The organism is Mycobacterium europaeum, assembly GCF_034555895.2.
GTDB lineage: Bacteria > Actinomycetota > Actinomycetes > Mycobacteriales > Mycobacteriaceae > Mycobacterium > Mycobacterium europaeum.
In genome coordinates this window covers 3,473,006-3,493,402 of the sequence record NZ_CP157315.1, presented here as the reverse complement: position 1 = coordinate 3,493,402, position 20,397 = coordinate 3,473,006, and the positions used below count along the sequence as shown (strand labels likewise).

At 68.7% G+C, this 20,397-nt stretch carries 23 protein-coding genes; 13 read left to right on the top strand and 10 right to left on the bottom strand.

Annotation, left to right across the window (positions count from 1 at the left end; all coding sequences use genetic code 11):
* Positions 1-33 precede the first annotated feature (33 nt).
* Genes U8D42_RS15905 through U8D42_RS15880 form a run of 6 tightly spaced genes read left to right on the top strand, consistent with a single transcriptional unit; the run spans position 34 to position 5,154 of the window.
* Positions 34-594, top strand: a complete 561-nt coding sequence (locus tag U8D42_RS15905) for an Rv1733c family protein (RefSeq protein ID WP_322859707.1) — start codon at positions 34-36, stop codon at positions 592-594.
* A gap of 58 nt (positions 595-652) precedes the next feature.
* Complete coding sequence (locus tag U8D42_RS15900) at positions 653-1,777, top strand: 4Fe-4S dicluster domain-containing protein (protein WP_322859708.1); 1,125 nt, start codon at positions 653-655, stop codon at positions 1,775-1,777.
* Positions 1,778-1,796: 19 nt separating this feature from the next.
* Positions 1,797-2,612: an FAD/NAD(P)-binding protein gene (locus U8D42_RS15895; RefSeq protein WP_090423413.1), complete on the top strand. Its 816-nt coding sequence runs from the start codon at positions 1,797-1,799 to the stop codon at positions 2,610-2,612.
* Positions 2,613-3,368, top strand: a complete 756-nt coding sequence (locus U8D42_RS15890) for an oxidoreductase (protein WP_322859709.1) — start codon at positions 2,613-2,615, stop codon at positions 3,366-3,368.
* Complete coding sequence (locus U8D42_RS15885) at positions 3,365-4,657, top strand: Ni/Fe hydrogenase subunit alpha (protein WP_322859710.1); 1,293 nt, start codon at positions 3,365-3,367, stop codon at positions 4,655-4,657. Before U8D42_RS15890 ends, U8D42_RS15885 begins: the two co-directional genes overlap by 4 nt.
* A complete protein-coding gene (locus U8D42_RS15880; protein WP_322859711.1) occupies positions 4,654-5,154 on the top strand; it encodes a hydrogenase maturation protease in 501 nt (166 codons plus the stop codon). The genes U8D42_RS15885 and U8D42_RS15880 overlap by 4 nt, the downstream gene beginning before the upstream one ends.
* Here U8D42_RS15880 and U8D42_RS15875 read toward each other — a convergent pair.
* The 3 genes from U8D42_RS15875 to U8D42_RS15865 are packed head-to-tail and all read right to left on the bottom strand — an operon-like array spanning position 5,105 to position 7,142.
* Positions 5,105-5,530 (bottom strand): DUF302 domain-containing protein, encoded by a 426-nt coding sequence (locus tag U8D42_RS15875; protein ID WP_322859712.1) that lies wholly within the window; start codon positions 5,528-5,530, stop codon positions 5,105-5,107. The genes U8D42_RS15880 and U8D42_RS15875 overlap by 50 nt on opposite strands.
* Entirely contained in the window at positions 5,527-6,948 is a 1,422-nt protein-coding gene (locus U8D42_RS15870) for a trypsin-like peptidase domain-containing protein (RefSeq protein ID WP_322859713.1), read from the bottom strand. Before U8D42_RS15870 ends, U8D42_RS15875 begins: the two co-directional genes overlap by 4 nt.
* Positions 6,945-7,142 (bottom strand): hypothetical protein, encoded by a 198-nt coding sequence (locus tag U8D42_RS15865; RefSeq protein ID WP_322859714.1) that lies wholly within the window; start codon positions 7,140-7,142, stop codon positions 6,945-6,947. The genes U8D42_RS15870 and U8D42_RS15865 overlap by 4 nt, the downstream gene beginning before the upstream one ends.
* Before the next feature lie 217 nt (positions 7,143-7,359).
* Here U8D42_RS15865 and U8D42_RS15860 point away from each other — a divergent pair, with 217 nt between their 5' ends.
* The 7 genes from U8D42_RS15860 (at position 7,360) to U8D42_RS15830 (ending at position 13,572) form a co-directional block, all read left to right on the top strand.
* On the top strand, positions 7,360-7,845 hold the full coding sequence (locus U8D42_RS15860; RefSeq protein ID WP_322859715.1) for a flavodoxin family protein: 486 nt from the start codon (positions 7,360-7,362) through the stop codon (positions 7,843-7,845).
* A gap of 26 nt (positions 7,846-7,871) precedes the next feature.
* A complete protein-coding gene (locus tag U8D42_RS15855) occupies positions 7,872-8,702 on the top strand; it encodes a slipin family protein (RefSeq protein WP_322859716.1) in 831 nt (276 codons plus the stop codon).
* Positions 8,703-8,723: 21 nt separating this feature from the next.
* On the top strand, positions 8,724-9,788 hold the full coding sequence (locus tag U8D42_RS15850) for an acyltransferase family protein (protein WP_431523777.1): 1,065 nt from the start codon (positions 8,724-8,726) through the stop codon (positions 9,786-9,788).
* Positions 9,789-9,828: 40 nt separating this feature from the next.
* On the top strand, positions 9,829-10,626 hold the full coding sequence (locus U8D42_RS15845) for an HPF/RaiA family ribosome-associated protein (protein WP_322859717.1): 798 nt from the start codon (positions 9,829-9,831) through the stop codon (positions 10,624-10,626).
* A gap of 93 nt (positions 10,627-10,719) precedes the next feature.
* Positions 10,720-11,361 (top strand): SRPBCC family protein, encoded by a 642-nt coding sequence (locus tag U8D42_RS15840; protein ID WP_322859718.1) that lies wholly within the window; start codon positions 10,720-10,722, stop codon positions 11,359-11,361.
* A 16-nt stretch (positions 11,362-11,377) separates the two neighbouring features.
* Positions 11,378-12,169, top strand: a complete 792-nt coding sequence (locus tag U8D42_RS15835) for a universal stress protein (protein ID WP_085243372.1) — start codon at positions 11,378-11,380, stop codon at positions 12,167-12,169.
* An 8-nt stretch (positions 12,170-12,177) separates the two neighbouring features.
* Complete coding sequence (locus tag U8D42_RS15830; RefSeq protein WP_431523776.1) at positions 12,178-13,572, top strand: bifunctional lysylphosphatidylglycerol flippase/synthetase MprF; 1,395 nt, start codon at positions 12,178-12,180, stop codon at positions 13,570-13,572.
* 8 nt (positions 13,573-13,580) lie between these two features.
* Here U8D42_RS15830 and U8D42_RS15825 read toward each other — a convergent pair whose 3' ends face one another.
* The 7 genes from U8D42_RS15825 to acsA form a co-directional block, all read right to left on the bottom strand.
* Entirely contained in the window at positions 13,581-13,997 is a 417-nt protein-coding gene (locus tag U8D42_RS15825) for a pyridoxamine 5'-phosphate oxidase family protein (protein ID WP_322859720.1), read from the bottom strand.
* A gap of 127 nt (positions 13,998-14,124) precedes the next feature.
* Positions 14,125-15,114 carry an Acg family FMN-binding oxidoreductase gene (locus U8D42_RS15820; RefSeq protein WP_431523775.1) on the bottom strand — a complete coding sequence of 330 codons (990 nt, stop codon included), beginning with the start codon at positions 15,112-15,114 and terminating at the stop codon, positions 14,125-14,127.
* A 57-nt stretch (positions 15,115-15,171) separates the two neighbouring features.
* Positions 15,172-15,423: an acyl carrier protein gene (locus U8D42_RS15815; protein WP_085243376.1), complete on the bottom strand. Its 252-nt coding sequence runs from the start codon at positions 15,421-15,423 to the stop codon at positions 15,172-15,174.
* Between the two features lie 6 nt (positions 15,424-15,429).
* The gene (locus U8D42_RS15810; RefSeq protein WP_322859722.1) at positions 15,430-16,647 is read right to left on the bottom strand and encodes a dihydrolipoamide acetyltransferase family protein; all 1,218 of its coding nucleotides are present in this window, start codon (positions 16,645-16,647) and stop codon (positions 15,430-15,432) included.
* Complete coding sequence (locus tag U8D42_RS15805; protein ID WP_322859723.1) at positions 16,644-17,621, bottom strand: alpha-ketoacid dehydrogenase subunit beta; 978 nt, start codon at positions 17,619-17,621, stop codon at positions 16,644-16,646. The genes U8D42_RS15810 and U8D42_RS15805 overlap by 4 nt, the downstream gene beginning before the upstream one ends.
* Positions 17,618-18,589, bottom strand: a complete 972-nt coding sequence (pdhA, locus tag U8D42_RS15800) for a pyruvate dehydrogenase (acetyl-transferring) E1 component subunit alpha (protein ID WP_322859724.1) — start codon at positions 18,587-18,589, stop codon at positions 17,618-17,620. Before pdhA ends, U8D42_RS15805 begins: the two co-directional genes overlap by 4 nt.
* Positions 18,586-20,385 carry an acetate--CoA ligase gene (acsA, locus tag U8D42_RS15795; protein ID WP_322859725.1) on the bottom strand — a complete coding sequence of 600 codons (1,800 nt, stop codon included), beginning with the start codon at positions 20,383-20,385 and terminating at the stop codon, positions 18,586-18,588. Before acsA ends, pdhA begins: the two co-directional genes overlap by 4 nt.
* Positions 20,386-20,397: the final 12 nt, after the last annotated feature.

The window sequence follows — 20,397 nt, the reverse complement described above, 5'->3', positions numbered from 1 at the left end:
CGTACTGAAAACGGTTGCGGCGCAAAGGACAGCATGGACACGTTCACATTGGACCCACGTCGCTGGCGGGTCACCCGCCTCGTTGGTCGTAACCCGTTGCTGCGCCGCACGGACCGCATCGAAGCCCTGGTCGTCCTGGTCGCGCTGATCGTGACCCTGATCGCCGTCCCCGTCGCCGGCGTCGTCGGCGCGGTGACCTACGAGGCGCGGGATCGGGTGTACACCCGAGAGGCGCACGAACGCCACCTCGTGACGGCACGGGTCACCGACGCCCGCGTCGAGGACTTCGGTCTGACCGTCGTGCAGGCGAAGTGGCCCGGACCGAGTGGCGAGCGCAGCGGGACAGTGGAACTCACCCAGCGCGCCGAGGCCGGCGGAACCGTGGAAATCTGGGTGGACCGGGGCGGGAGTCCGGTAGTCGCACCCACCCCGACCTGGCTCGCCGCGGGCGAGGCGGTCGGCGTGGCGGTGGTGACCGCGCTGGCGGCGACCATGGTGATGGCGACGATCGTCGCCGTCGTCCGGTCGCGGCTGGATCGCACTCGTGACGCCCTCTGGGAGCGTGAACTCGAGTTGTTCGCCGAGACGTGGTAGCCGATCGCCCCGTTGTCAACCCCTACACAGCACAGTCGAATTGGCGGATGATGTGGCGATGAGCGGAGACGGCGACAATTCCGGTGCCGCATCGTTGGACACCGTCGGGTTGCACCGCCTGGTCGAGGTCCTGATCGAGCGCGGATACCGCGTCGTCGGCCCGACGTTGCGGGACAACGCCATCGTCCTCGACCAACTGGACTCCGCCGCGGACCTGCCGTGGGGGTGGGGCGTCGACGTGGCCCCGGGCCATTACCGGGTACGCGCGCGCGACGACGGCGCGGCGTTCGGGCATTCGTCGGGGCCCCAGTCCTGGAAGCAGTTCCTGCACCCGCCGCGGCGCCGGTTGTGGTCCGGCAGCCGGAACGGGTCCAGCACCGCCGATTCCGACGAGGAGGTTCCGCGGTACGCCTTCCTGGGGGTGCGCGGGTGTGACTTGGCCGCCATCGCGACGCTCGAGCGGGTCCTCGGCCGGGGCCAATTCCCCGACAACTCCTTCGTCCGCCGGCATCGGCAGATCTTCGTGGTGGCGGTGAACTGCACGGAGCCGGGCGGCCTGTGCTTCTGCGCCTCGATGGGCACCGGCCCCGCGGCTGGACCGGGCTACGACCTGTCCCTGACGGAGCGGCCCGACGGCGATGGCGTGACGTACGTGGTCGAGGTGGGCACCGAAGAGGGTGCCGATGTCCTTGCGGCCGTTCCCCATCGGGTTGCCGACGATGCGGAGATCGGTTCGGCGCACGCCGCGGTGGAGGCCGCGTCGCACCGGATGGGCCGCGCGATGCCCGACGCCAACCTGCGCAACCTGCTGATCGAGCACCGCGAATCCCCGCAGTGGGAGGAGGTCGCCAGCCGCTGCCTGACGTGCGGCAACTGCACGATGGTGTGCCCCACCTGCTACTGCACCAGCACCGAGGACGTCAGCGACCTGACCGGCGAGCACGCCGAGCGCTGGCAGCACTGGGCATCCTGCTACGAGTTCGATTTCACCTACGTGCACGGCGGCGGCAGCGTGCGCCAGTCGCCCGAATCGCGGTACCGGCACTGGATCAGCCACAAGCTGGGCACCTGGCACGACCAGTTCGACATGTCCGGCTGCGTGGGCTGCGGGCGCTGCATCGCCTGGTGCCCCACCGGGATCGACATCACCGAAGAAATGAACAAGATGGCCCGCGATGACTGAGGGCACACCACCGTCGTCGATGGCGCCCATCCCCTACCGGGTACGCAGCCGCGACGTGGAAAGCCCCGATTCGGCTACCCTGTGCCTCGAACCGCTCGGCGAAGTCTTGCGCGCCCCGCAGCCCGGGGAGTTCATGATGCTCTACGCCTTCGGCGTCGGCGAGGCGGCGATCTCGATCAGCGGCGACCCCACGGTCACCGACGGCTCGATCACGCACACCATCCGCGCGGTCGGGGCGGTGAGCCGCGCCCTGCACGACGCGCAGCCGGGCGCCGTCATCGGGGTGCGGGGACCCTTCGGCACCACCTGGGGGCTCGAGGAAGCCGCCGGGCGGGATCTGGTCATGGTCGCCGGCGGCGTCGGGTTGTGCCCGCTGCGCCCGGCGGTGCTGGGCGCGCTGGCGGGGCGGTCGCGGTACGGCAAGCTGACGGTGATCGCGGGCGCCCGCTCGCGCGACGACTTCGTGTTCGCCGCCCAACTCGAGAAATGGGCCGAGGACCCGCAGATCGACCTGCACCTGACCGTCGACGTCCCGGTCCACGGCTGGCACGGCGAGGTCGGCCTGGTCACCGAGCCGCTGAAGCGACTCGCGCTGAACCCCGACCGCACCACCGCGTTTCTGTGCGGCCCGGAGCCGATGCTGCGGTTCGCCGCCGAGGCGTTGTTGGCCAAAGGCGTGGCCGCCCCTGATGTCCGGGTATCGCTGGAGCGCAACATGCAATGCGGGATCGGTACGTGCGGCCACTGCCAGCTGGGCCCGTTGCTGGTGTGCCGCGACGGGCCGGTCGTCGGCTACGACGTCGCGGGCCCGCTGCTGACAGTCAAGGAGCTGTAGATGAGTCCGAGCCTGGCCGTGTGGAAGTTCGCGTCCTGCGATGGTTGCCAGCTGACGCTGCTGGACTGCGAGGACGAGCTGCTGACCCTCGCCGACCAGGTGCAGATCGCCACCTTCGCCGAGGCGTCCAGCTCGATGGTGGGCGGGCCCTACGACGTGTCGCTCGTCGAGGGCTCCATCACCACCCCCCACGACGAGCGACGGATCCGCGAAATCCGGGACCAGTCCAAGGTTTTGGTCACCATCGGTGCGTGCGCCACGGCCGGGGGAGTGCAGGCCTTGCGCAACTTCGCCGACGTCGACGAGTTCGCCTCCGTCGTCTACGCCCGGCCCGACTACATCGACACGCTGGCGACGTCCACCCCGGCGGCCGCGCACGTCAAGGTCGATTACCAGGTGCAGGGCTGCCCGATCGACCGCGGCCAGCTGCTGGACACGCTTGCCGCGCTGCTGATCGGGCGCAAGCCGCGGCTGCCGGCCAAGACGGTGTGCACCGAATGCAAAATGCGCGGGGTGACGTGTGTCCTGGTCGCCGACGGAACCCCGTGCCTGGGGCCGGTCACCCACGCCGGCTGTGGGGCGTTGTGCCCCAGTCATCGTCGTGGCTGCTACGGCTGTTTCGGCCCGGCCGCGACGCCGCAAATCGGGACGCTGATTCCGCTGCTGCGCCGCGACGGCATGTCCGACGGTGACGTCGACAGGGTGTTCTCGACGTTCAACGTCGCGAAGTTCGCCGCCGAACGGGGCAAGCAATGAACCCCGACAACCGCACGCTCAGCGTCGGCACGCTGACACGGGTCGAAGGTGAAGGGGCGCTGCACGTCACGCTCAAGGACGGCGCGCTGGACAGCGTCGAGCTGAACATCTATGAGCCGCCACGATTTTTCGAGGCATTCCTGCGGGGGCGCGCCCACACCGAGCCGCCGGATCTGACCGCCCGGGTATGCGGAATCTGCCCCGTCGCCTACCAGGTGAGCGCCTGCAACGCGATCGAAACCGCCTGCGGCGTCGAGGTGGATCCAGAGCTCGTCGCGCTGCGCCGGCTGCTGTACTGCGGCGAATGGATCCACAGCCACATGCTGCACATCTATCTCCTGCACGCACCCGACTTCCTCGGCTACCCCGACGCGATCGCGCTCGCCCGCGACGAGCGCGAGATCGTCGAACGCGGGCTGCGCCTGAAGAAGGCGGGCAACGCGCTGATGGACTTCGTCGGCGGGCGCTCGATCCACCCGATCAACGTGCGCCTGGGCGGGTTCTACTCGGTGCCCACCCGGTCGGCGTTAGCGCCGCTGGCCGAGCAGCTGCGCCGCGCGCTGGACGACGCGGTCGCGACGGTCGAGTGGGTGGCCGGTTTCGACTTCCCCGACCTCGAGCTCGACCATGAGATGCTGGCGCTGACCCAGAACGGCCAGTATCCGATCGAGAACGGCGCCATCGCGCGCAGCGCCGGGGAGGCGTTCGCAGTGGCCGACTTCACCGAGCACGTGCGTGAGTCGCAGGTACCCCACTCCACCGCCCTGCACGCCACGCTCGACGGCGGCCTCTACATCACCGGCCCCTTGGCGCGCTACAGCCTGAACGCGTCGGCGCTTTCACCGGTCGCGGCCCAGGCGGCCGCGGCGGCCGGGCTCTCGGGCCAATGCCGAAACCCCTTTCGCAGCATCATCGTTCGCGCCGTCGAGGTCGTCTACGCGATCGAGGAGGCGCTGCGCATCATCGACGGATACGAGCGGCCGCCGCGGCCCTTCGTCGACGTCCCGGCGCGCCCCGCAACCGGACACGGCGTCAGCGAGGCGCCCCGCGGCCTGCTGTATCACCGCTACGACATCAACCACGGCGGGCTGGTTTCCGCGGCGACGATCATCCCGCCCACGTCGCAGAACCAGGCCGCCATCGAAGCGGACCTCGCCCGCGTGGTGTCCGACAACCTCGCCCTGGATGATGCCGCGCTGACGGCCCTGTGCGAGCGGGTGATTCGCAGTTACGATCCCTGCATCTCCTGTTCGGCGCACTTCCTGACGCTGACGGTGCAGCGACGGTGACCGAGGATGACCGACCGGTTGCCGTGATCGGACTCGGCAACTGCTTCCGGCGCGACGACGGTGTCGGTGTCGCCGCCGCCACCGCGCTGGACGGCCTGGCCTGGCCGAATGTCGTTGTCACGACCGGCATCGCGGAGCCGACCGGTCTTCTCGAGGCGTGGACGGGTGCGGCGCTGGCCGTGGTCATCGACGCGGCGGTCGCCGATCCGGCCAGCCCCGGTCGCATCCATCGCTATGACCTGACCGAAGTGCCCGACCAGCCCGAGGGATTGAGCTCGCACCGCGTCGACGTCGGCCGCACTCACGCGTTGGCTCGAGCGCTCGGACGGGTGCCCGACGCGGTTGTGGTCTTCGCCGTCGAGGCGGCGGACACCGGCCCCGGCACCGGGCTGACCCCACGAGTCGCCGCGGCCGTGCCGGTACTGGTCGACATGGTGGCCGCCGAGATCAACGGCTTTCGGTCAACGAGGCGATCGCAGCGCGCAGGTGCACGGTGAGCTCGGCCGCGAGGGTGATGAGGGCCGGCTCGCCGGTGACCTCGACCAGGAGCCTGGGATCCATCGCCTCGACGATCACGGTTCCCGCGGCCCGCGGGTCGGCGCGCACCAACACGTTGCACGGCAACAGCAGCCCGATCTCCCGATCCACGCTGATAGCTCGATGCGCCACCGCCGCATTGCACGCGCCGAGGATCCGGTAGTCCTCCATCTCCACCCCGAGCTGATCGCGCAGCGCCGCCCTGACGTCGACTTCGGTCAGTACGCCGAACCCGTGCTGCGCCAGGGCGGTCCGGGTGTGTGCCACCGTGTCGTCGAACCCGGCCGCCAGTCTGGTCGACAATCCGGCGTTCGTCGCGATGTGGGCGTCGGTCAAGAGCTGAGACCGGTTCCCCGCGCCGACGTGGGGAGGTCGATGTGTTTGCCGCAGTTCGGGCAGAAGCGTTCGTTCGGATGGTGCTCGGCCCCACAATGAGCGCAGAAGTGGGGTTCGTCGTCGGCCGGCTCGGGCCTGGGCATCAGGCGAAGGGGTTGGACGTCGGGTGCCGGGGGGATCCGGCGATGCGTCTTGAGTCCCAGGTAGGTCAGCCCGGCACCGAGTCCCAGCACGGCCACGACGCTGACGACGATGTACCACAACAGATTCCGGCCGCTCAGCGAGGAGGAATCGCCGTACTGCTGGCGCAGGTTGGCCGCGTTGGTCTTGAGGTCGTCAAGGCCGGGGTAGCCGGGCGACATGGCCAGCGTCTGGTCGAATTCATTGATCGCGTCGGTGTAATGGCCCGCGTAGAAGTCGGCGAGCCCGTTGCGATAGATCCGGTCAGCGGGTCCGAGCATCGGCTTGACGCCCTTGCTCGCCAATATCGACGCCAGGCCGTCGGCCGGCGCGACGAAGTTGAACGGCTGCGTCTCGCCGGCGGGCGCGAAGCTGTTCGTGCCGATCACCTTGCCGTTCAGCCCGATCGTCGGGCCGCCGCTCATGCCTTCGGTCATCGCGGCGTCGATCTCATACGCGGGGTTCGATCCCGCGATGGTCTTCTTGTTGACCTTGCCGCTCTTGTAGGTCGGGTCGAGCGAAGCGCCGGTGACGTTTTGGGTGCTCTCGGCAAAGCCCACCGCGAGAACGGGCGTACCGATGGTGACGTCGGCGTCGATGTCGAGTTCGGACGACGGGAGGTTGCGCTTGGCCACCTTGAGTAGAGCGGCGTCGCCCTTGCCGAGCGGCCGGAAATCGACGACGTTGGCGACCACCTTGTCGAGGAGTTTCGTTCCGGTGCCGGACATCAGCGTGATGCCCACGTGGGGGCCCTGACCGGGCGTGTCGCCTTCCACCCTCGCGTTCTTCTGCAGCCACTCGACAGTGGTTGCCGGATCGCTCGATTCGGGCGCGTCGGGAAACTCGCTCCGGTATTCCTCGGCGGCGCGCTTGAAGATCAGTTCCTTGGCGCTGGCCGGGTCGACGCAGTGGCCCGCCGTTGCGACCCAGCCGTCGGGGTTGACGACGAAAGCCGTGCAGTTCCAGGTGGCCAGGAAGGGCATGGTGGAGCCCCGGCCGAACTGGGACAGGATCTCACCGTTGGGCAGCCGGACCAGGCCGTAGCCCTCGGCGGCGAGGTACATGATGGACGGCCGGATCAGGGCCGCGGCCCGCTCCTCCGGTTTGACTTGGGGGCGGCCGCCGTCGGCGGCGGCCATGCCCGGCGCACCCGCCCACAGCATGAGCGCGGCCGCCGACAATGCCAGCGCCCGTCCGACCGTCCTCCGGACCGGCCCACCCACTACTGCTCCGGTCATGGCAGCGGCCGCAGCAGCGGGGCGTGAGCCGCACAGGCCGGGCGGCCCACCGATGACGGATGACGGTGCATCGCCGCGACGAGCTCGGCGGCGTGTCGTCGCGCCGAGATCCAGGCGGGGTGCGACTCGAGGATGATCACTTGCGCGCCGGTAGCCGACGCCACGGTGGTTCGCTCCGCTGCGGGAGCTGTCACAGTCACAACCCCTATTCCAGCCCTTCGCCGGACGAGTGGATAGGGACCGAAGTCCCGACCGCGAAGGACCTCCGTTCGTCCCCGTTCGCGGGCTTTACCAGGGGTGATTCCGCAAAGTGACCAAGGCCCCGGGCCGTGGTGCCTTTGCGCCCTTACCCCGCGACCCAATCTGCGCCAGCATGGAGTGTCCGAGCCGCCCGTCGCAAAGGAGTTGGCTATGAAGTCGCTGATCGTGTGCGCTTCAAGGTCCCACGGCAACACCCGCCTGGTCGCCGATCGGATGGCCGGGGTGCTGGATGCCGAGGTCGTCACGCCCGAGTCCGTCGATCCCGGGACCGTCGGCGACTACGATTTGGTCGGTTTTGGTTCGGGGATCTACTACATGATGATGGATGCGCGGCTGCGGAAACTGATCCGCCGGCTGCCCGCCGCCGAACACCACACCGCGGCGTTCACGTTCTTCACCAGCGGCGCGCGCGAGGTTCCGCTGTTGGGCTATCACCGGCCGATCCGGGAGACCCTCGAGCAGAAGGGCTTCGACGTGATCGGATCGTTCTCCTGCCGGGGGTTCGACACGGTCGGGCCGTTCGGATTCATCGGTGGCATCAACAGGGGGCGGCCCAACGAGCATGACCTCGATCGGGCCGCCGCGTTCGCCGCCCGCGTCCGCAAACGCGCCGCGGGCGCTCAGGCCGCTTCCTGACGAACGAATGAGTTGAGGTGGTCTTGATGACCGATATTGCTGCCACTGTGGTGATCTCCGCGGTGGTCGTGGCGGTGGTGCTGGCCCTGGCGTCGATCAGGGTGGTGCAGGAATACCAGCGCGGTGTGCATTTCCGGCTCGGCCGGGTGATCGGCGTCCGCGAACCCGGTCTTCGGCTCATCGTTCCGGTCATCGACCGCCTGTGGCGGATTTCGATGCGCATCGTGACCATGCCCATCCAGTCGCAGGGCATCATCACCCGCGACAACGTGAGCGTCGACATCGCCGCGGTCGCCTACTTCCGCGTCGTCGACGCCCGCAAGTCCGTCGTCGTCATCGAAAACGTCAACGCGGCCATCGACCAGATCGCGCAGACCACCCTCCGCAACGTCGTCGGACAACATTCCCTCGACGAGGTGCTGGCCCAGACCGAGAAGATCAACGGCAGCATCCGCCAGATCCTGGACGCCACCACGGTGGAATGGGGTGTGGAGGTCACCCTGGTCGAACTCAAGGACATTCAGCTACCGGACAGCATGAAGCGCGCCATGGCCCGCGAGGCCGAGGCCGAGCGCGAGAAGCGGGCCAAAATCATTGCAGCCGAGGGGGAGGCGCGCGCGGCCGCCGCGCTCGGTGACGCCTCGGACACCATGATGAGGCACCCGCTGGCCCTGCAGTTGCGCAACCTGCAGACGTTGCTCGAACTGGGGGTCGAGAAGAACACCACCATCGTGTTCCCCGCTCCGCTGATGACCGCGATCGGAGAACTCACCGCCTTCCTGGCGCGTGAGACCGGCGCGGCCAGCAGCGGCGACCAACCCGAAAACAGCCCGCTGCGGGCGGCCGCCCTGCACTGATCGCCGCGGAGGGGAGGAATTGTGATTGGGCAGGCATTCGACCGGCACCACAACGCCCTCAACCTGTGGCGGCTGATCCTGGCCGTCGAGGTGATCGTATGGCATTCGTTTCCGGTGACGGGCCATCATGTCTCGTCACCGGTCGCGGAACGACTCTTGTTCTCTGTGGGTGTGGACGGCTTTTTCGCGGTGTCCGGTTTCCTGGTCACCGCGAGCTGGTTGCACACACCGCAACCGAGGCAGTATCTGCGAGCGCGGGCGCTGCGCATCCTCCCGGGCTTCTACACCTGTTTGATCGTCACCGCCTTCGTCTGCGCGCCGATCGGCGTCGCGCTGCAAGGTGGTTCTGCGCTGGGCCTGTTGCGTACCAGCGGACCCGTGAAGTTCGTTCTGTTCAACAGCGCGATCGCGCAGCTCAAACTCGACGTGGGCGGCACACCACAAGGCGTCCCCCATCCCCGGACGTGGAATGCGTCGCTGTGGACGTTGGTGTACGAGGTGATTTGCTACCTGGCGGTACTCGCCATCGGCGCTGCCGGTCTGGCACGCTACCGCTGGATGTCCTCGGCCATGTTGGCCGGCGGTGTCACCGCGGCGTTGCTGTTGGGACCCATGGCCGACCCATGGTCGTGGACGATTCCGCAATGTGTTGCCCGCTTTACGATCATGTTCGCCGCCGGCGCGGTGCTCTATCAGCTCCGCGATGTGATACCGGCTCGATGGTCTTGGGTCGCAGCGAGTTTGGCGATCGTCGCGGTGTCCGGCCTGCTGCTGCCCGACTACCGGATCATCGCCGCGCTGCCCCTGGCCTACGGGATCATCGCATCCGGCATCATGTTGCACAATTTTCATCTCCACAACGATCTTTCGTACGGCGTGTACATCTACGCATGGCCCACCCAGCAGCTTCTCGTCATCAGCGGTCTGCGACACCTCAATCCGCTCATCTTCGCGGTGGTGGCGACCACGGCCACGCTGCCGCTCGCGGCGGCCAGCTGGTTCGTCATCGAGAAACCGGCGCTGCGGCTGAAAGCGGCCCAATTGCCTGACCACGTGGACCTGCCGGTGCGCTCCGGTGACCTTTGACCCTGTCCCGCAACCGGTTTAGTGGCGTAGCACTTGAGTTATGCGCCACGGCATACCAACACCCGATGTCGACGTCCAGGTCGCCACCGGCGACGTGCTTCCCACAGAAGCCGAATACGCCCGCAGCAAGGTCGGTGAACTCACCCGCTACGCGAGCCGGCCGGTGCGGCACGCCCGCGTGAGGCTCACCCGGCATCGCGATCCGGCGGTGCAGCGCCCCGTCGTCGCGCAGGCCAACCTCGACCTCGACGGCCGGCCGGTGCGCGCCCAGGTCCAGGCCGATACGGTGCGGGAAGCGGTCGATCTCCTGGCGGCGCGGTTGCGGCGCCGCCTCGAACACGCCGCCGCGCACTGGGAGGCCCGCCGTGGCGAGCGACCGGCGGGTCCCGGCGAATGGCGCCACGAATCCCAGCCGGCGCACCGGCCAAGCTATTTCCCCCGGCCGGCGGGTCAGCGCCGCGTCATCCGGCGCAAGTCATTCACGATGGCGCCCTGCACCCTCGACGATGCCGCGTACGAAATGGACCTGCTCGACTACGACTTCCACTTGTTCACGGAGAAAGGCACGGGCATTGCCGGTGTGCTGTATCGCGCCGGACCCACGGGCTACCGCCTGGCGCTGGCGGCGCCTGACCTGGCCGGCCAGGTGAGTGAGCATGCGCTTCCCGTGACCATCAGCCGACAACCCCTGCCGTGTCTCACCGAGGAAGGAGCGGCTGACCGGCTGGCCGTGCTCGGCCTGCCGTTCCTGTTTTTCATCCACGCCGCCTACGGCTGCGCCAGCGTGTTGTACCTGCGCTACGACGGGCATTACGGCCTGATCACCCCGGCGGGCTAGGTGCACGGGCCGCGGTGTGCAGAGCACATCGGCGCGCTCACCGGGGACCAAGGACCCTCGCAGGTGTGGCGGCGTTCCGCGCAGACTGGCGTCATGGCCAACATGACGAAGCGGATCGTCCAGACCACCGCACTGCTCGCCGTGCTGTACGGTGCGCGCAGGTACTACCGCAACTGGGGTGCGACCAAGGCGGAGTCGCAGATGCGATTTCCGGGTGACGCGCTGGTGAGCGATCCGGCGATTCAGACCACCGAGGCGACCGACGTCGACGCGTCCGCCCCCGCGGTCTGGTCCCGGTTGCTGCAGATGGCCCAGGACAGGAGCGAACGCGACGACGTCGACGGGCTGAGAAGCCCTGTGCGACAAGGTGCCGAGGGGCTCCGAGTGGGGGACGCGGTGCGCCTGGCCCCCGAAGGATGGCTGGGGTTGCCCGACGGGGTGACGTTACGTGTCGCGGAGATCGTGCCGGAAAAGTACGTCGTGCTCAACGCCTCGCGGCCCGACCCACGCTGGAATGCGGTCTTGTCCTTTCACCTGCAGCCGCACTGGCAGGACCGGGTGCGACTGCTCGCGCGCGCCCGAATCGGCTTGCGCTATCCGGGCGAGGTGTTCGTCCTGGAATTGGCCAGGCCGGCGATAGCTCTGGGGACGCGTGCGCTTCTGCTCGCGGTCAAGCGCGGTGCGGAGCGCCTCGACCTGACACGGCCGGTCGGCTCGTCCGCCGGGACAAGGTGACGGGGCGGGTCGGACGATGAAATCCATCCTCGTGGGAATCGACGGTTCGTCGGCGGCGATCGCGGCCGCGCTGTGGGGCGTCGACGAGGCGATCACCCGTGGTGTGCCGTTGCGTCTCGTCTCCGTTGTCAAGCCGACGCATGAGTCCCCGGAAGACTACGAGCGCGACGTCGCGCACGCCGAGAAGTCGCTCCGCGAGGCAAGGCTCGCGGTCGAGGCCACGGGCAAGTCGGTCGCGGTAGAAACGGACATGCCGCGGGGCCCCGCCGGGTCGCTGCTGGTGGAAGCCTCCACGGCGGCCGACATGATCTGCGTCGGGTGCGTCGGCATCGGCCGCTACGCACGCTCCATCGTGGGTTCGACGGCGACGGAACTCGCCGAGAAGGCGCATTGCCCGGTCGCGGTCGTGCGGACCGGCTCCGACCAGCCACCGCCGGATGTCAATTGGATCGTGGTCCGGATGACGGACGCCCCCGGCAACGACACCGTCGTGAATTATGCTGCCGCGGAGGCGAAGCTGCGTCGAGCGCCCTTGCTGGTGCTCGGCGGCCGCCCCGAGGAGCTCACCGAGCATGCCGACGGCGCGTTCGAACGCCGGGTGGCGCAGTGGCGGGAAGACAATCCCGAGCTGCGGGTGTACCCGATCACCACCAGGCAGGGCATCGCCGGCTACCTCAGCGCCAACGACGAACGAGTCCTTCTGGCCGTCATCGGTGCCGACGAGGCCCGCCAGCTCGCGCAATTGGTAGGGCCGCAGGGGCATCCGCTCTTCCGTCACCCCGAATGCTCCGTGCTCGTCGTGCGCTAGCGGGCGCCGTGAAGATCAGTCCCGGAGGCGGCCGAGCCGGCAGGGAGCGGGTCTTGGTGGGTGCCGACGTCCCGGCGGCGCGCATCGTCAGCGTGGCTTTGCTGCTGTGCGTCCTGGTCTGGTTGACGGTGCTGGTCGCGCGGGAGCGCCTCGGTTACGAAAGCGTCGCCCCGGGCCGGTTCGGGTGGTCGGTGGCGTTGCTGGGCGCGGCCGCCCTGATCGCGCGCGGCATCTTTCTCGGCCGCCCGGTGACCACCGCGCACGCGATGTATGCGGCCGCCACGGTGGGTGCCGGAGTGGGCGCGCATGTCGTGTCCTGGGCGGTGCTGGGCAATGCCCTGATCGCCGTCAGTGGACTGGCGCTGATGCTGCCGACCGCGGCCCGCCCGCAGCCGGAGCTGTTGGGCCGGGTGTGGGGGCTGGTCAACGCGACCCGGGGGGACCCGTTGGCCCCGTTCGCGATGCATTCGAGCAAGAGCTATCACCTCAACGCGGACGGGACCGCGGCGATCGCCTACCGCACGCGGCTGGGGTTCGCGGTGGTCAGCGGCGACCCGATCGGCGACGTGGCGCAATTCGAGGATCTGGCAGCCGATTTCGTCCGGATGTGCCGAAGCCGGGGATGGCAGATCATCGTGTTGGCGGCCGGCGAACGCCACCTTCGGTTGTGGCGCGGGGACACGGTCGGCCAGCCCATGCTGTCGGTGCCGATCGGCCGCGATGTCGTCGTCGACATCCGCCACTTCACCCTGAGGGGGCGGCGATTTCGCAATCTGCGCCAGGCGGTGCAGCGCACGCACAACTGCGGAGTCACGACCGAGATCGTCGACGAGCAGGGGCTCAACGGTGCGACGCAGGCCGAATTGACCGAGGTGTTGTACGCCGCTCACCGCGCGGCGCGCACCGACCGCGGGTTCTGCATGAACCTCGACGGTGCGCTGCAGGGCCGTTATCCCGGCGTCCACCTGGCCGTCGCGCGCGACCGGAGTGGGCGAGTGGTCGCGTTTCACCGCTACCTGACCGCCGGTGAGGGGTCGGAGGTCAGCCTCGACGTGCCGTTCCGCCGCCCGGATGCCCCCAACGGTGTCGACGAGCGGCTCAGCGTCGACATGATCGCTCACGCGAAAGACTCTGGAGGACAGCGTCTTTCGCTGGCATTCGCGGCGTTCCCGGAGATCTTCGAGGCCGCGCGGCCGGGCCCGCTACAGCGGATCGCGCTGTGGCTGATCCACTTGCTGGACCCGCTGATCCGGCTGGAGTCCCTCTACCGCTACCTCCGCAAGTTCCACGCCCTGTCGCAGCGGCGCTACGTGGTGCTGTGCGCCCACCATATTCCGGCCGCGTTGCTGGTCCTGCTCTCGCTGGAGTTCATCCCCCGCCCCCGCCACGTGCGGCCCGGGTAGCGGCGGGATCAGTCCGACTGCCCGCCGAAGCGGAACCGGCGGCCCGTGACGATCTCGGGAACGATCCGCACGTAGTGCGACTTTTCCGAGGACGTCCAGGGCATGACCTGGGCGCGCTCGGCCTCCTCGATTTCCTCGTCGGTGCGAAGCGAGCGCGCGGTGCCCTTGATGATCACGCTCCATCCCTCGGCCACGTTGTGGTCGTCGACCTCGAAGAGCACCTTGTTGTTGATCGCGGTGCTGACCAGCTTGGTGCCCTCCGCGGTGCGAAACAGCACGGTACGGCGCTGGACAACATAATTGACCGGGAAGATCTCGGGTTGACCGCCGACGCTGGTGACCAACCGGCCCAGCGTCACGCCCGCCAGCAGATCCCAGCATTCGTTCACCGGCAGGATGGAAACCCCGTCGTCGGTCAGTGACATCAGTCATCCCTTCATCGGCAGCACGACACCCTCGATGGTATTGCGCAGGCCCACCGACAGCGTCGGCCGAAAGTCCCGCGGGGCGGGGACCAAGGTTGTCTGGCCGCGCGGCAGCACCGTTGCGCCGCTAGCGGATCTGCAGCACATCGCTCAACGGGCGTCGCGGCGTCGCCGCCGGGAGGTGTTCCAGCGGCGGCGCTATCCCCACCCGGATCAACACCTGCGGCTCGCCGACCCCGCCGATGAGCTGCCGCACGATGTCGCGGCTCTCGTCCACTTCGATCAGGTGGGTGAGCGGACACGTCGCCATCCCGGCCACCGTGCATTCGAGCAACACCGTCGACAACACCTCGCCGCACCGCAACACGTCCGACCTGGTGTCGTGCGGGGTGGACAGCACCAGGATCCTGGCCCAATCCGCCTTGACCTCGCCGCGCCGGTCCGCGTGGCTCCTGATCGGGAAGCTGCGGGCCACGTCCACCCGCCAGCCTTCCTTGTCGGAGGCCAGCGCGCTCGGCGGCATCCCTTCGGCCAGCGCGAAAGACGAAGTCCACCAGTCGAGTTCGGCGTGATAGTAAGAGTCGTCGCGGCGGATCTCCTCGGTGAGTTGCGACACCTGCACCAGCAGCGGCCGCACGTCCTCGCCGAGGACGTCGAGAGCGACCTCGGTGTCATCGAAGGTGCCACGCAGCGTGGGTTCGAACAGGTCCCAATACGTCGGGCGCCCCAACGGAAGTCGGTCGGTGCGGCGCTGAAGGATGGCCTCGGCCCGGCGACGCTGGGCTTCGGTGACGCGCTCCAAGGGGCCGAACGTGATGGAGGCCAGCCGGTCGGGGTCATCCGAGTCGGGGAACCGCGCGACTCTCGGCTCCCAGCCCGCGGCCGTCATGGCGACGCACAGGTGGTCCAGGACGGCCCCGCAGGACAGGATTACTTCGCGGCCGGAATAGTCGGTGGCCGCGATCGCCCGCCGCCGGTCGACGAACAGGTGCAGGGCGCCGCCCTCGATCAGCCAGCGCCAGGGCTGGCTGTTGTGCACGGAGGGCGCGCGGCAGGCGAGTAGCACCGCCCGTTCGAGCACGTCGACGTCCGGTGCCTTGCCCTGCACACCAGCCATCATGCCAACCCCCTGCCGAGCGCACCGAAAGGCGCGGCCCGCGTCGCGTTTCGCGGCTCAGACCGCCGATGCGTTCTTTTCCACATAGCCGACCACGTCGGCCAGCGTGCGCAGCGACGCGTAATCCGATTCGGGGATGTCGACGTGCAGTCGCTTGTGAATGCCGCGCAGAAAGCTCAGCCAGTCCATGGAATCCAGGTCGACCTGGTCGCGCAGCAGGGCGTCGTCGCGAATCTCGTCCGGGTCAACCTCGGGAGCGATGGTCGTCAGGACTGACAGCACCACGGCGCGAGTGTCTTCATTGGTCATTTCACATCACTTTTCTAGGAGGTCGGGCTGCTGGAGCAGCTCGTTGATCGCGGCAAGGAAGAGTGCGCCCCGGTGTCCGTCGCTGGCGCGGTGGTCGGCGGCGAGCGTGGCCTGGACCGTGGTGACGACCCGGATCCCGCCGTCGATGACGCACACCCGCTCGGCCGGCTGGCCGAAACCGACGATCGCCACCTGCGGCGGGTAGATGACACCGAAGACGGCGTCGACGCCCTGGTCGCCGAGGTTGGTGACCGTGATGGTCGGGTCCGACATCTCCGAGCTGCGCAGCGAGAAGGACCGCGCCCGCGCCACCAGATCGGTGAGGTCTTCCATCAATTCGTCCAGCTTCTTCTCCGGGACGTCGTGGATGGCGGGCGCGACGAGGCCGCCGCCGCGCAGGGAGATGCCGACGCCGACATGAACGCCATTCGCCGGCTCGAACCCCTCTTCCCGCCAGAACCCGTTGAACTCGGCGAACCGCTGCGCGGCCACGCCGACGGCCTTCAAGAGCAGGACGGCCGGCAGCACCCGCTCGTCGATGGACCGCTGCGCGTTTCGCGCCGTCAGCCAGGACAGCGCCTTTTCCAGCATGATCTCTTGGGCGAGGTAGTAGTGCGGGATCTCCCGCTTCGACCGGCTCATCGCCGCGGCGATCGACTTGCGCATCTGCGCCGCGCGGTCGGCCGCGGTCGGTTTGGCGGCCGGTTGGGTGACCGGCTTGGGCGGCTTGGCTGCGGCCGCGTGCTCGACGTCGTTGATGGTGACCGCGCCCTGCGGTCCGGTGCCGGTCACCGCGTCGATGTCGACGCCCAGCGACGTCGCCAACCGACGCGCGGCCGGTGACACCCAGCGGCGCCGCCCGGGGGCGGCCGGGGGCGCGCTGGGAACCGGCGGCGGCTTCGGCGGCGCGGTCGCCGGTCTGGCGGCGGCCTTCGCGGCGGCGGCCTTCGCCGACGGCCGTGGCGTGGGCTGCTTCTCCGCCTGCTCGCCGGGTGCGGTCAGCGTGGCCAATGTCGTTCCCACTTGGACGGTTTCGCCGACCGGCACGACGAGCTCGTCGACGATGCCCTCCTGCCAGCATTCGACCTCGACCGCGGCCTTGGTGGTCTCGACGATCGCCACGACCTGGCCGCGAGTCACCTTGTCGCCGGGCTTGACCAGCCACTCGTTGAGGGTGCCTTCGTCCATGTCGGACCCGAGCGAGGGCATCTTGAATTCGATCACGACCGTTCTCCGAACAGGCCTTGCACGGCGGCCACGATCTTGCCGGCCTGCGGCAGGGCCGCCTCTTCGAGGTGCTTGGCGTAGGGCATCGGCACCTCGGTGCTGCACACCCGGGCCACCGGTGCATCGAGGTCGTAGAAGGCGCCCTCCATCACGCGCGCGGTGATTTCCGCGGCCAGGCTGCCGGTCCGCCACGCCTCGTCGATGACCACCGCTCGATGGGTCTTGCGGACGGATTCCAGGATGGTGGCGTCGTCGAGTGGCCGCAGCACCCGCAGATCGATGACCTCGCAGTCGATTCCGGCCAGCGAAAGCTCGTTGGCGGCGTCCAGCGTCTTGGGCAGGCTGCCGCCGTAGGTGATCAGGGTGACGTCGCCGCCGCTGCGGCGGACCGCCGCCCGGGAGATGTCGGTGGGGCTGAGCACGTCGACGTCCGTGGAGGTGTTGTAGAGCTGGACGTGTTCGAAGATCACCACCGGGTCGGGGTCGGCCAGGGCCGGACCGAGCATGCCGTACGCGTCCTCGACGGTGGCCGGGGCCACCACCTTGATGCCCGGGATGTGGGCGTACCACGGCTCCAGGCTGTGCGAGTGCTGGGCGGCGAGCTGGCGTCCGGCCCCCGTCGCCATCCGGACGACCAGCGGCACCGAGAACTGGCCGCCGGACATATGACGCAGGGCTGCAGCGGTATTGACGATCTGATCGAGCGCCAACAGGCTGAAGTTCACCGTCATGACTTCCACGATCGGACGCAACCCGTTGAGCGCCGCGCCGATCCCGATGCCGACGAAGCCCAGCTCCGAGAGCGGCGTGTCGCGCACCCGGTCGGGGCCGAATTCCTCCAGCAGACCCTTGGACGCGGCGTAGGTGCCGCCGTAGCGGCCGACGTCCTCGCCCATGACCACCACCCGCGCGTCGTCGCGCAGGGCGTCGCGCAGGGCGTCGTGAACGGCGGTCCGGTAACTGGTCTTCATCGTGCCCCCTCCGGAGTCAACACGTCGCGTTCGAGGTCCGCCACGTCCTCCCATGTTCCGGCCTCCGCGAAGGCCACCGCCTCCTCGATCTCGGCGGCGGCCGCGTCCTCGATCTCCCGCACGTCGGTGTCGGACAGCGTGCCGTCGCCCAGGCACTTCTCGGTGAACGCCTGGATCGGGTCGCGCTCGCGCCACCGCTCGACTTCGGCCTTGTCCCGATACAGCTCCGGGTCGAACATCGAATGCGCGCGGAACCGGTAGGTGCGGAACTCGATGAAGAACGGACCGCCGGTGTCGCGGACGTGATCGACACCCTGTTGCGCGGCCGCATGGCAGGCCTCGACATCCATGCCGTCGACGGCCAGCGTGGGAACACGGTAAGAGGCCGCCTTGACGGTCAGGTCGGTCTGCGACTGGGCGCGGTCGAGTGCGGTGCCCATCGCGTAAAGGTTGTTCTCGCAACAGAACAGCACCGGCAGGTTCCATAACGCCGCCATGTTCAACGACTCGTGGAACGCGCCCTCGGCGACGGCGCCGTCGCCGAAGTAGCAGGCGGTCACCCGCTTCTGCTGCAGTTGGGCGTCGGCCAGCGCGATGCCCACCGCGAGCGGCAAGCCGCCGGCCACGATCGCGTTACCGCCGTAGAACCGTTTGGCCGCGTCGAACAGGTGCATCGAACCGCCCCGGCCGCGGGAGCAGCCCTCCTGCTTGCCGAACATCTCGGCCATGATCGAGGGCATCGGGATGCCGCGCAGCAGCGCATGCGCGTGCTCGCGGTAGGTGGCGACCACCGCGTCGTCGTCGGCGAGCGCGCGCAGCGACCCGGCGGCCACGGCCTCCTCGCCGACATACAGATGCAGGAATCCGCGAATCTTGGCCGCGCTGTAGAGTTCCGCGCATTTCTCCTCCATGCGCCGCACGCGGATCATGTCGGACAACAGCTCGTGGGCCAATTTCGTATCACTCATGACGGCACCCCCTGGGCTCGCTCGGCGGGTTGTCGCTCGATGGTGGACGTATCGCCTTCGGGCAACCCGAGTTCGCGGGCCTTCAGCAGGCGCCGCATGATCTTGCCGCTGCTGGTGTGCGGCAACGAGTCGACGAATTCGATCTCCTTGGGCGCCACCGTGGCCCCCAGCCGTTTGCGGGCATGGCCGAGCAGCTGCAGCCGCAGGTCTTCGTCGGCCACGACCCCGTTCTTCAGCGTGACGAAGGCTTTGACCATCTCCCCGACCGTCGGGTCGGGTATGCCGATGACGGCCGCCTCGGCGACCGCGGGGTGGTCGGTCAGCGCGCTCTCCACCTCGAACGGGCCGATCAGATGGCCCGCGGACTTGATCACGTCGTCCTTGCGCCCGACGAACCAGAAATAGCCGTCGGCATCCTTTTTGGCGAGATCCCCGCTCAGATAGAGGCCGTTGGCGAAGGAGTTGCGGTAGCGCTCCTCGGCGTTGAGATAGCCGCGGAACATCGACGGCCAGCCGGGCCGCAGCGCGAGCTCGCCCTCGACGCCGGGTTCGTCGATCACCTCGACGGGTCCGTCGTCGTCGCGCCGCACGATGAAGGCGTCCACGCCGGGCAGTGGCCGGCCCATGGAGCCGGGCTTGATGTCGAACGCGGGCGTGTTGGCGATCATGATGCCGCCCGTCTCGGTCTGCCACCAGTTGTCGTGAATCGGCAAGCCCAGCACCCGCTTTCCCCACCAGACCGCCTCCGGGTTGAGCGGTTCGCCCACGCTGGCGATGAAGCGCAGCCGCGGAAAGCGGTATTGCGCGGCCAGTTCCGGGCCGGCCTTGATCAGCATCCGGATGGCGGTCGGCGCGGTGTACCACACCGACACCGCCTCGTCCTGCAGGATGCGGTACCAGCGCTCGGCGTCGAACTCCGCTTCGTCGACGATGGAGGTGACGCCGTGCAGCAGCGGGCTGATGATGCCGTACGACGTGCCCGTCACCCAGCCCGGATCGGCTGTGCACCAATAGATGTCGTCCGGATGAAGGTCGAGCGCGTACAGCCCGGTGACGTAGTGCATGGTGACGGCGCCGTGCACGTGGATGGCACCCTTGGGGGTACCCGTGGTCCCGCTGGTGAAGTGCAGCAGCGACGGGTCGTCGGCGGTGGTGGGCTCGATCGGTGAATTCTCGTCGGCCGCCTCCACCCACTGCCGGAAGGGCAGCGTGCCCGGCGGCGCGCCGTCGGCCTGGCCGTCGTCGACCACGAAGATGTGCTTCACCGACGGCAGCCGATCGCGGATCTTGGCGACCTTGCGCTGATAGATCGCCCTGGTGGTCACCAGAACCTCGGCCTGGCCGATGTTGACGCGGGTGGCGATCGGTTCGGGTCCGAAGGCCGAGAACAACGGTGAGACGACGCTTCCGTTGCGCAGCGCGCCGAGCATCGCGATGTAGAGCTCGGGGCTGCGGCCCATCAGCGTGAACACGCGACTGCCCTTGTTGATGCCCAGCGAGCGCAGCGCGCTGGAGAACCGCCTTGCCAGCCGGCCGAGCTCCGCGTAACTGAGGTCCTGGGTGGTGATCGCGCCGTCCCACGGCCTGTCGGTGACGAACCGCAGGGCCGGGCGCGTCGCCGCCGGGCCGTCGGCGTGCCTGTCCAGGGCGGCGTAGGCGATGTTGCACAGGCCCGGCCCCATGCCCTCGCACAGGTTCGGTACGTCCGACCACTCGAAGCGGGCCCGCTCGTGCTCGTAGTCGGTGAGGTTGGGCCGAACACGAGAATCGGCGGCGGTTTTGTGGATGACGTCCATGACAAGTCCTCG

Bases quoted from the DNA above. Each gene is read 5' to 3' on its own strand.
- U8D42_RS15905 (WP_322859707.1), top strand. From the start codon at position 34: ATGGACACGTTCACATTGGACCCACGTCGCTGGCGGGTCACCCGCCTC.
- U8D42_RS15900 (WP_322859708.1), top strand. From the start codon at position 653: ATGAGCGGAGACGGCGACAATTCCGGTGCCGCATCGTTGGACACCGTC.
- U8D42_RS15895 (WP_090423413.1), top strand. From the start codon at position 1,797: ATGGCGCCCATCCCCTACCGGGTACGCAGCCGCGACGTGGAAAGCCCC.
- U8D42_RS15890 (WP_322859709.1), top strand. From the start codon at position 2,613: ATGAGTCCGAGCCTGGCCGTGTGGAAGTTCGCGTCCTGCGATGGTTGC.
- U8D42_RS15885 (WP_322859710.1), top strand. From the start codon at position 3,365: ATGAACCCCGACAACCGCACGCTCAGCGTCGGCACGCTGACACGGGTC.
- U8D42_RS15870 (WP_322859713.1), bottom strand. From the start codon at position 6,948: ATGACCGGAGCAGTAGTGGGTGGGCCGGTCCGGAGGACGGTCGGACGG.
- U8D42_RS15860 (WP_322859715.1), top strand. From the start codon at position 7,360: ATGAAGTCGCTGATCGTGTGCGCTTCAAGGTCCCACGGCAACACCCGC.
- U8D42_RS15855 (WP_322859716.1), top strand. From the start codon at position 7,872: ATGACCGATATTGCTGCCACTGTGGTGATCTCCGCGGTGGTCGTGGCG.
- U8D42_RS15845 (WP_322859717.1), top strand. From the start codon at position 9,829: ATGCGCCACGGCATACCAACACCCGATGTCGACGTCCAGGTCGCCACC.
- U8D42_RS15840 (WP_322859718.1), top strand. From the start codon at position 10,720: ATGGCCAACATGACGAAGCGGATCGTCCAGACCACCGCACTGCTCGCC.
- U8D42_RS15835 (WP_085243372.1), top strand. From the start codon at position 11,378: ATGAAATCCATCCTCGTGGGAATCGACGGTTCGTCGGCGGCGATCGCG.
- U8D42_RS15825 (WP_322859720.1), bottom strand. From the start codon at position 13,997: ATGTCACTGACCGACGACGGGGTTTCCATCCTGCCGGTGAACGAATGC.
- U8D42_RS15820 (WP_431523775.1), bottom strand. From the start codon at position 15,114: ATGGCTGGTGTGCAGGGCAAGGCACCGGACGTCGACGTGCTCGAACGG.
- U8D42_RS15815 (WP_085243376.1), bottom strand. From the start codon at position 15,423: ATGACCAATGAAGACACTCGCGCCGTGGTGCTGTCAGTCCTGACGACC.
- U8D42_RS15805 (WP_322859723.1), bottom strand. From the start codon at position 17,621: ATGAAGACCAGTTACCGGACCGCCGTTCACGACGCCCTGCGCGACGCC.
- pdhA (WP_322859724.1), bottom strand. From the start codon at position 18,589: ATGAGTGATACGAAATTGGCCCACGAGCTGTTGTCCGACATGATCCGC.
- acsA (WP_322859725.1), bottom strand. From the start codon at position 20,385: ATGGACGTCATCCACAAAACCGCCGCCGATTCTCGTGTTCGGCCCAAC.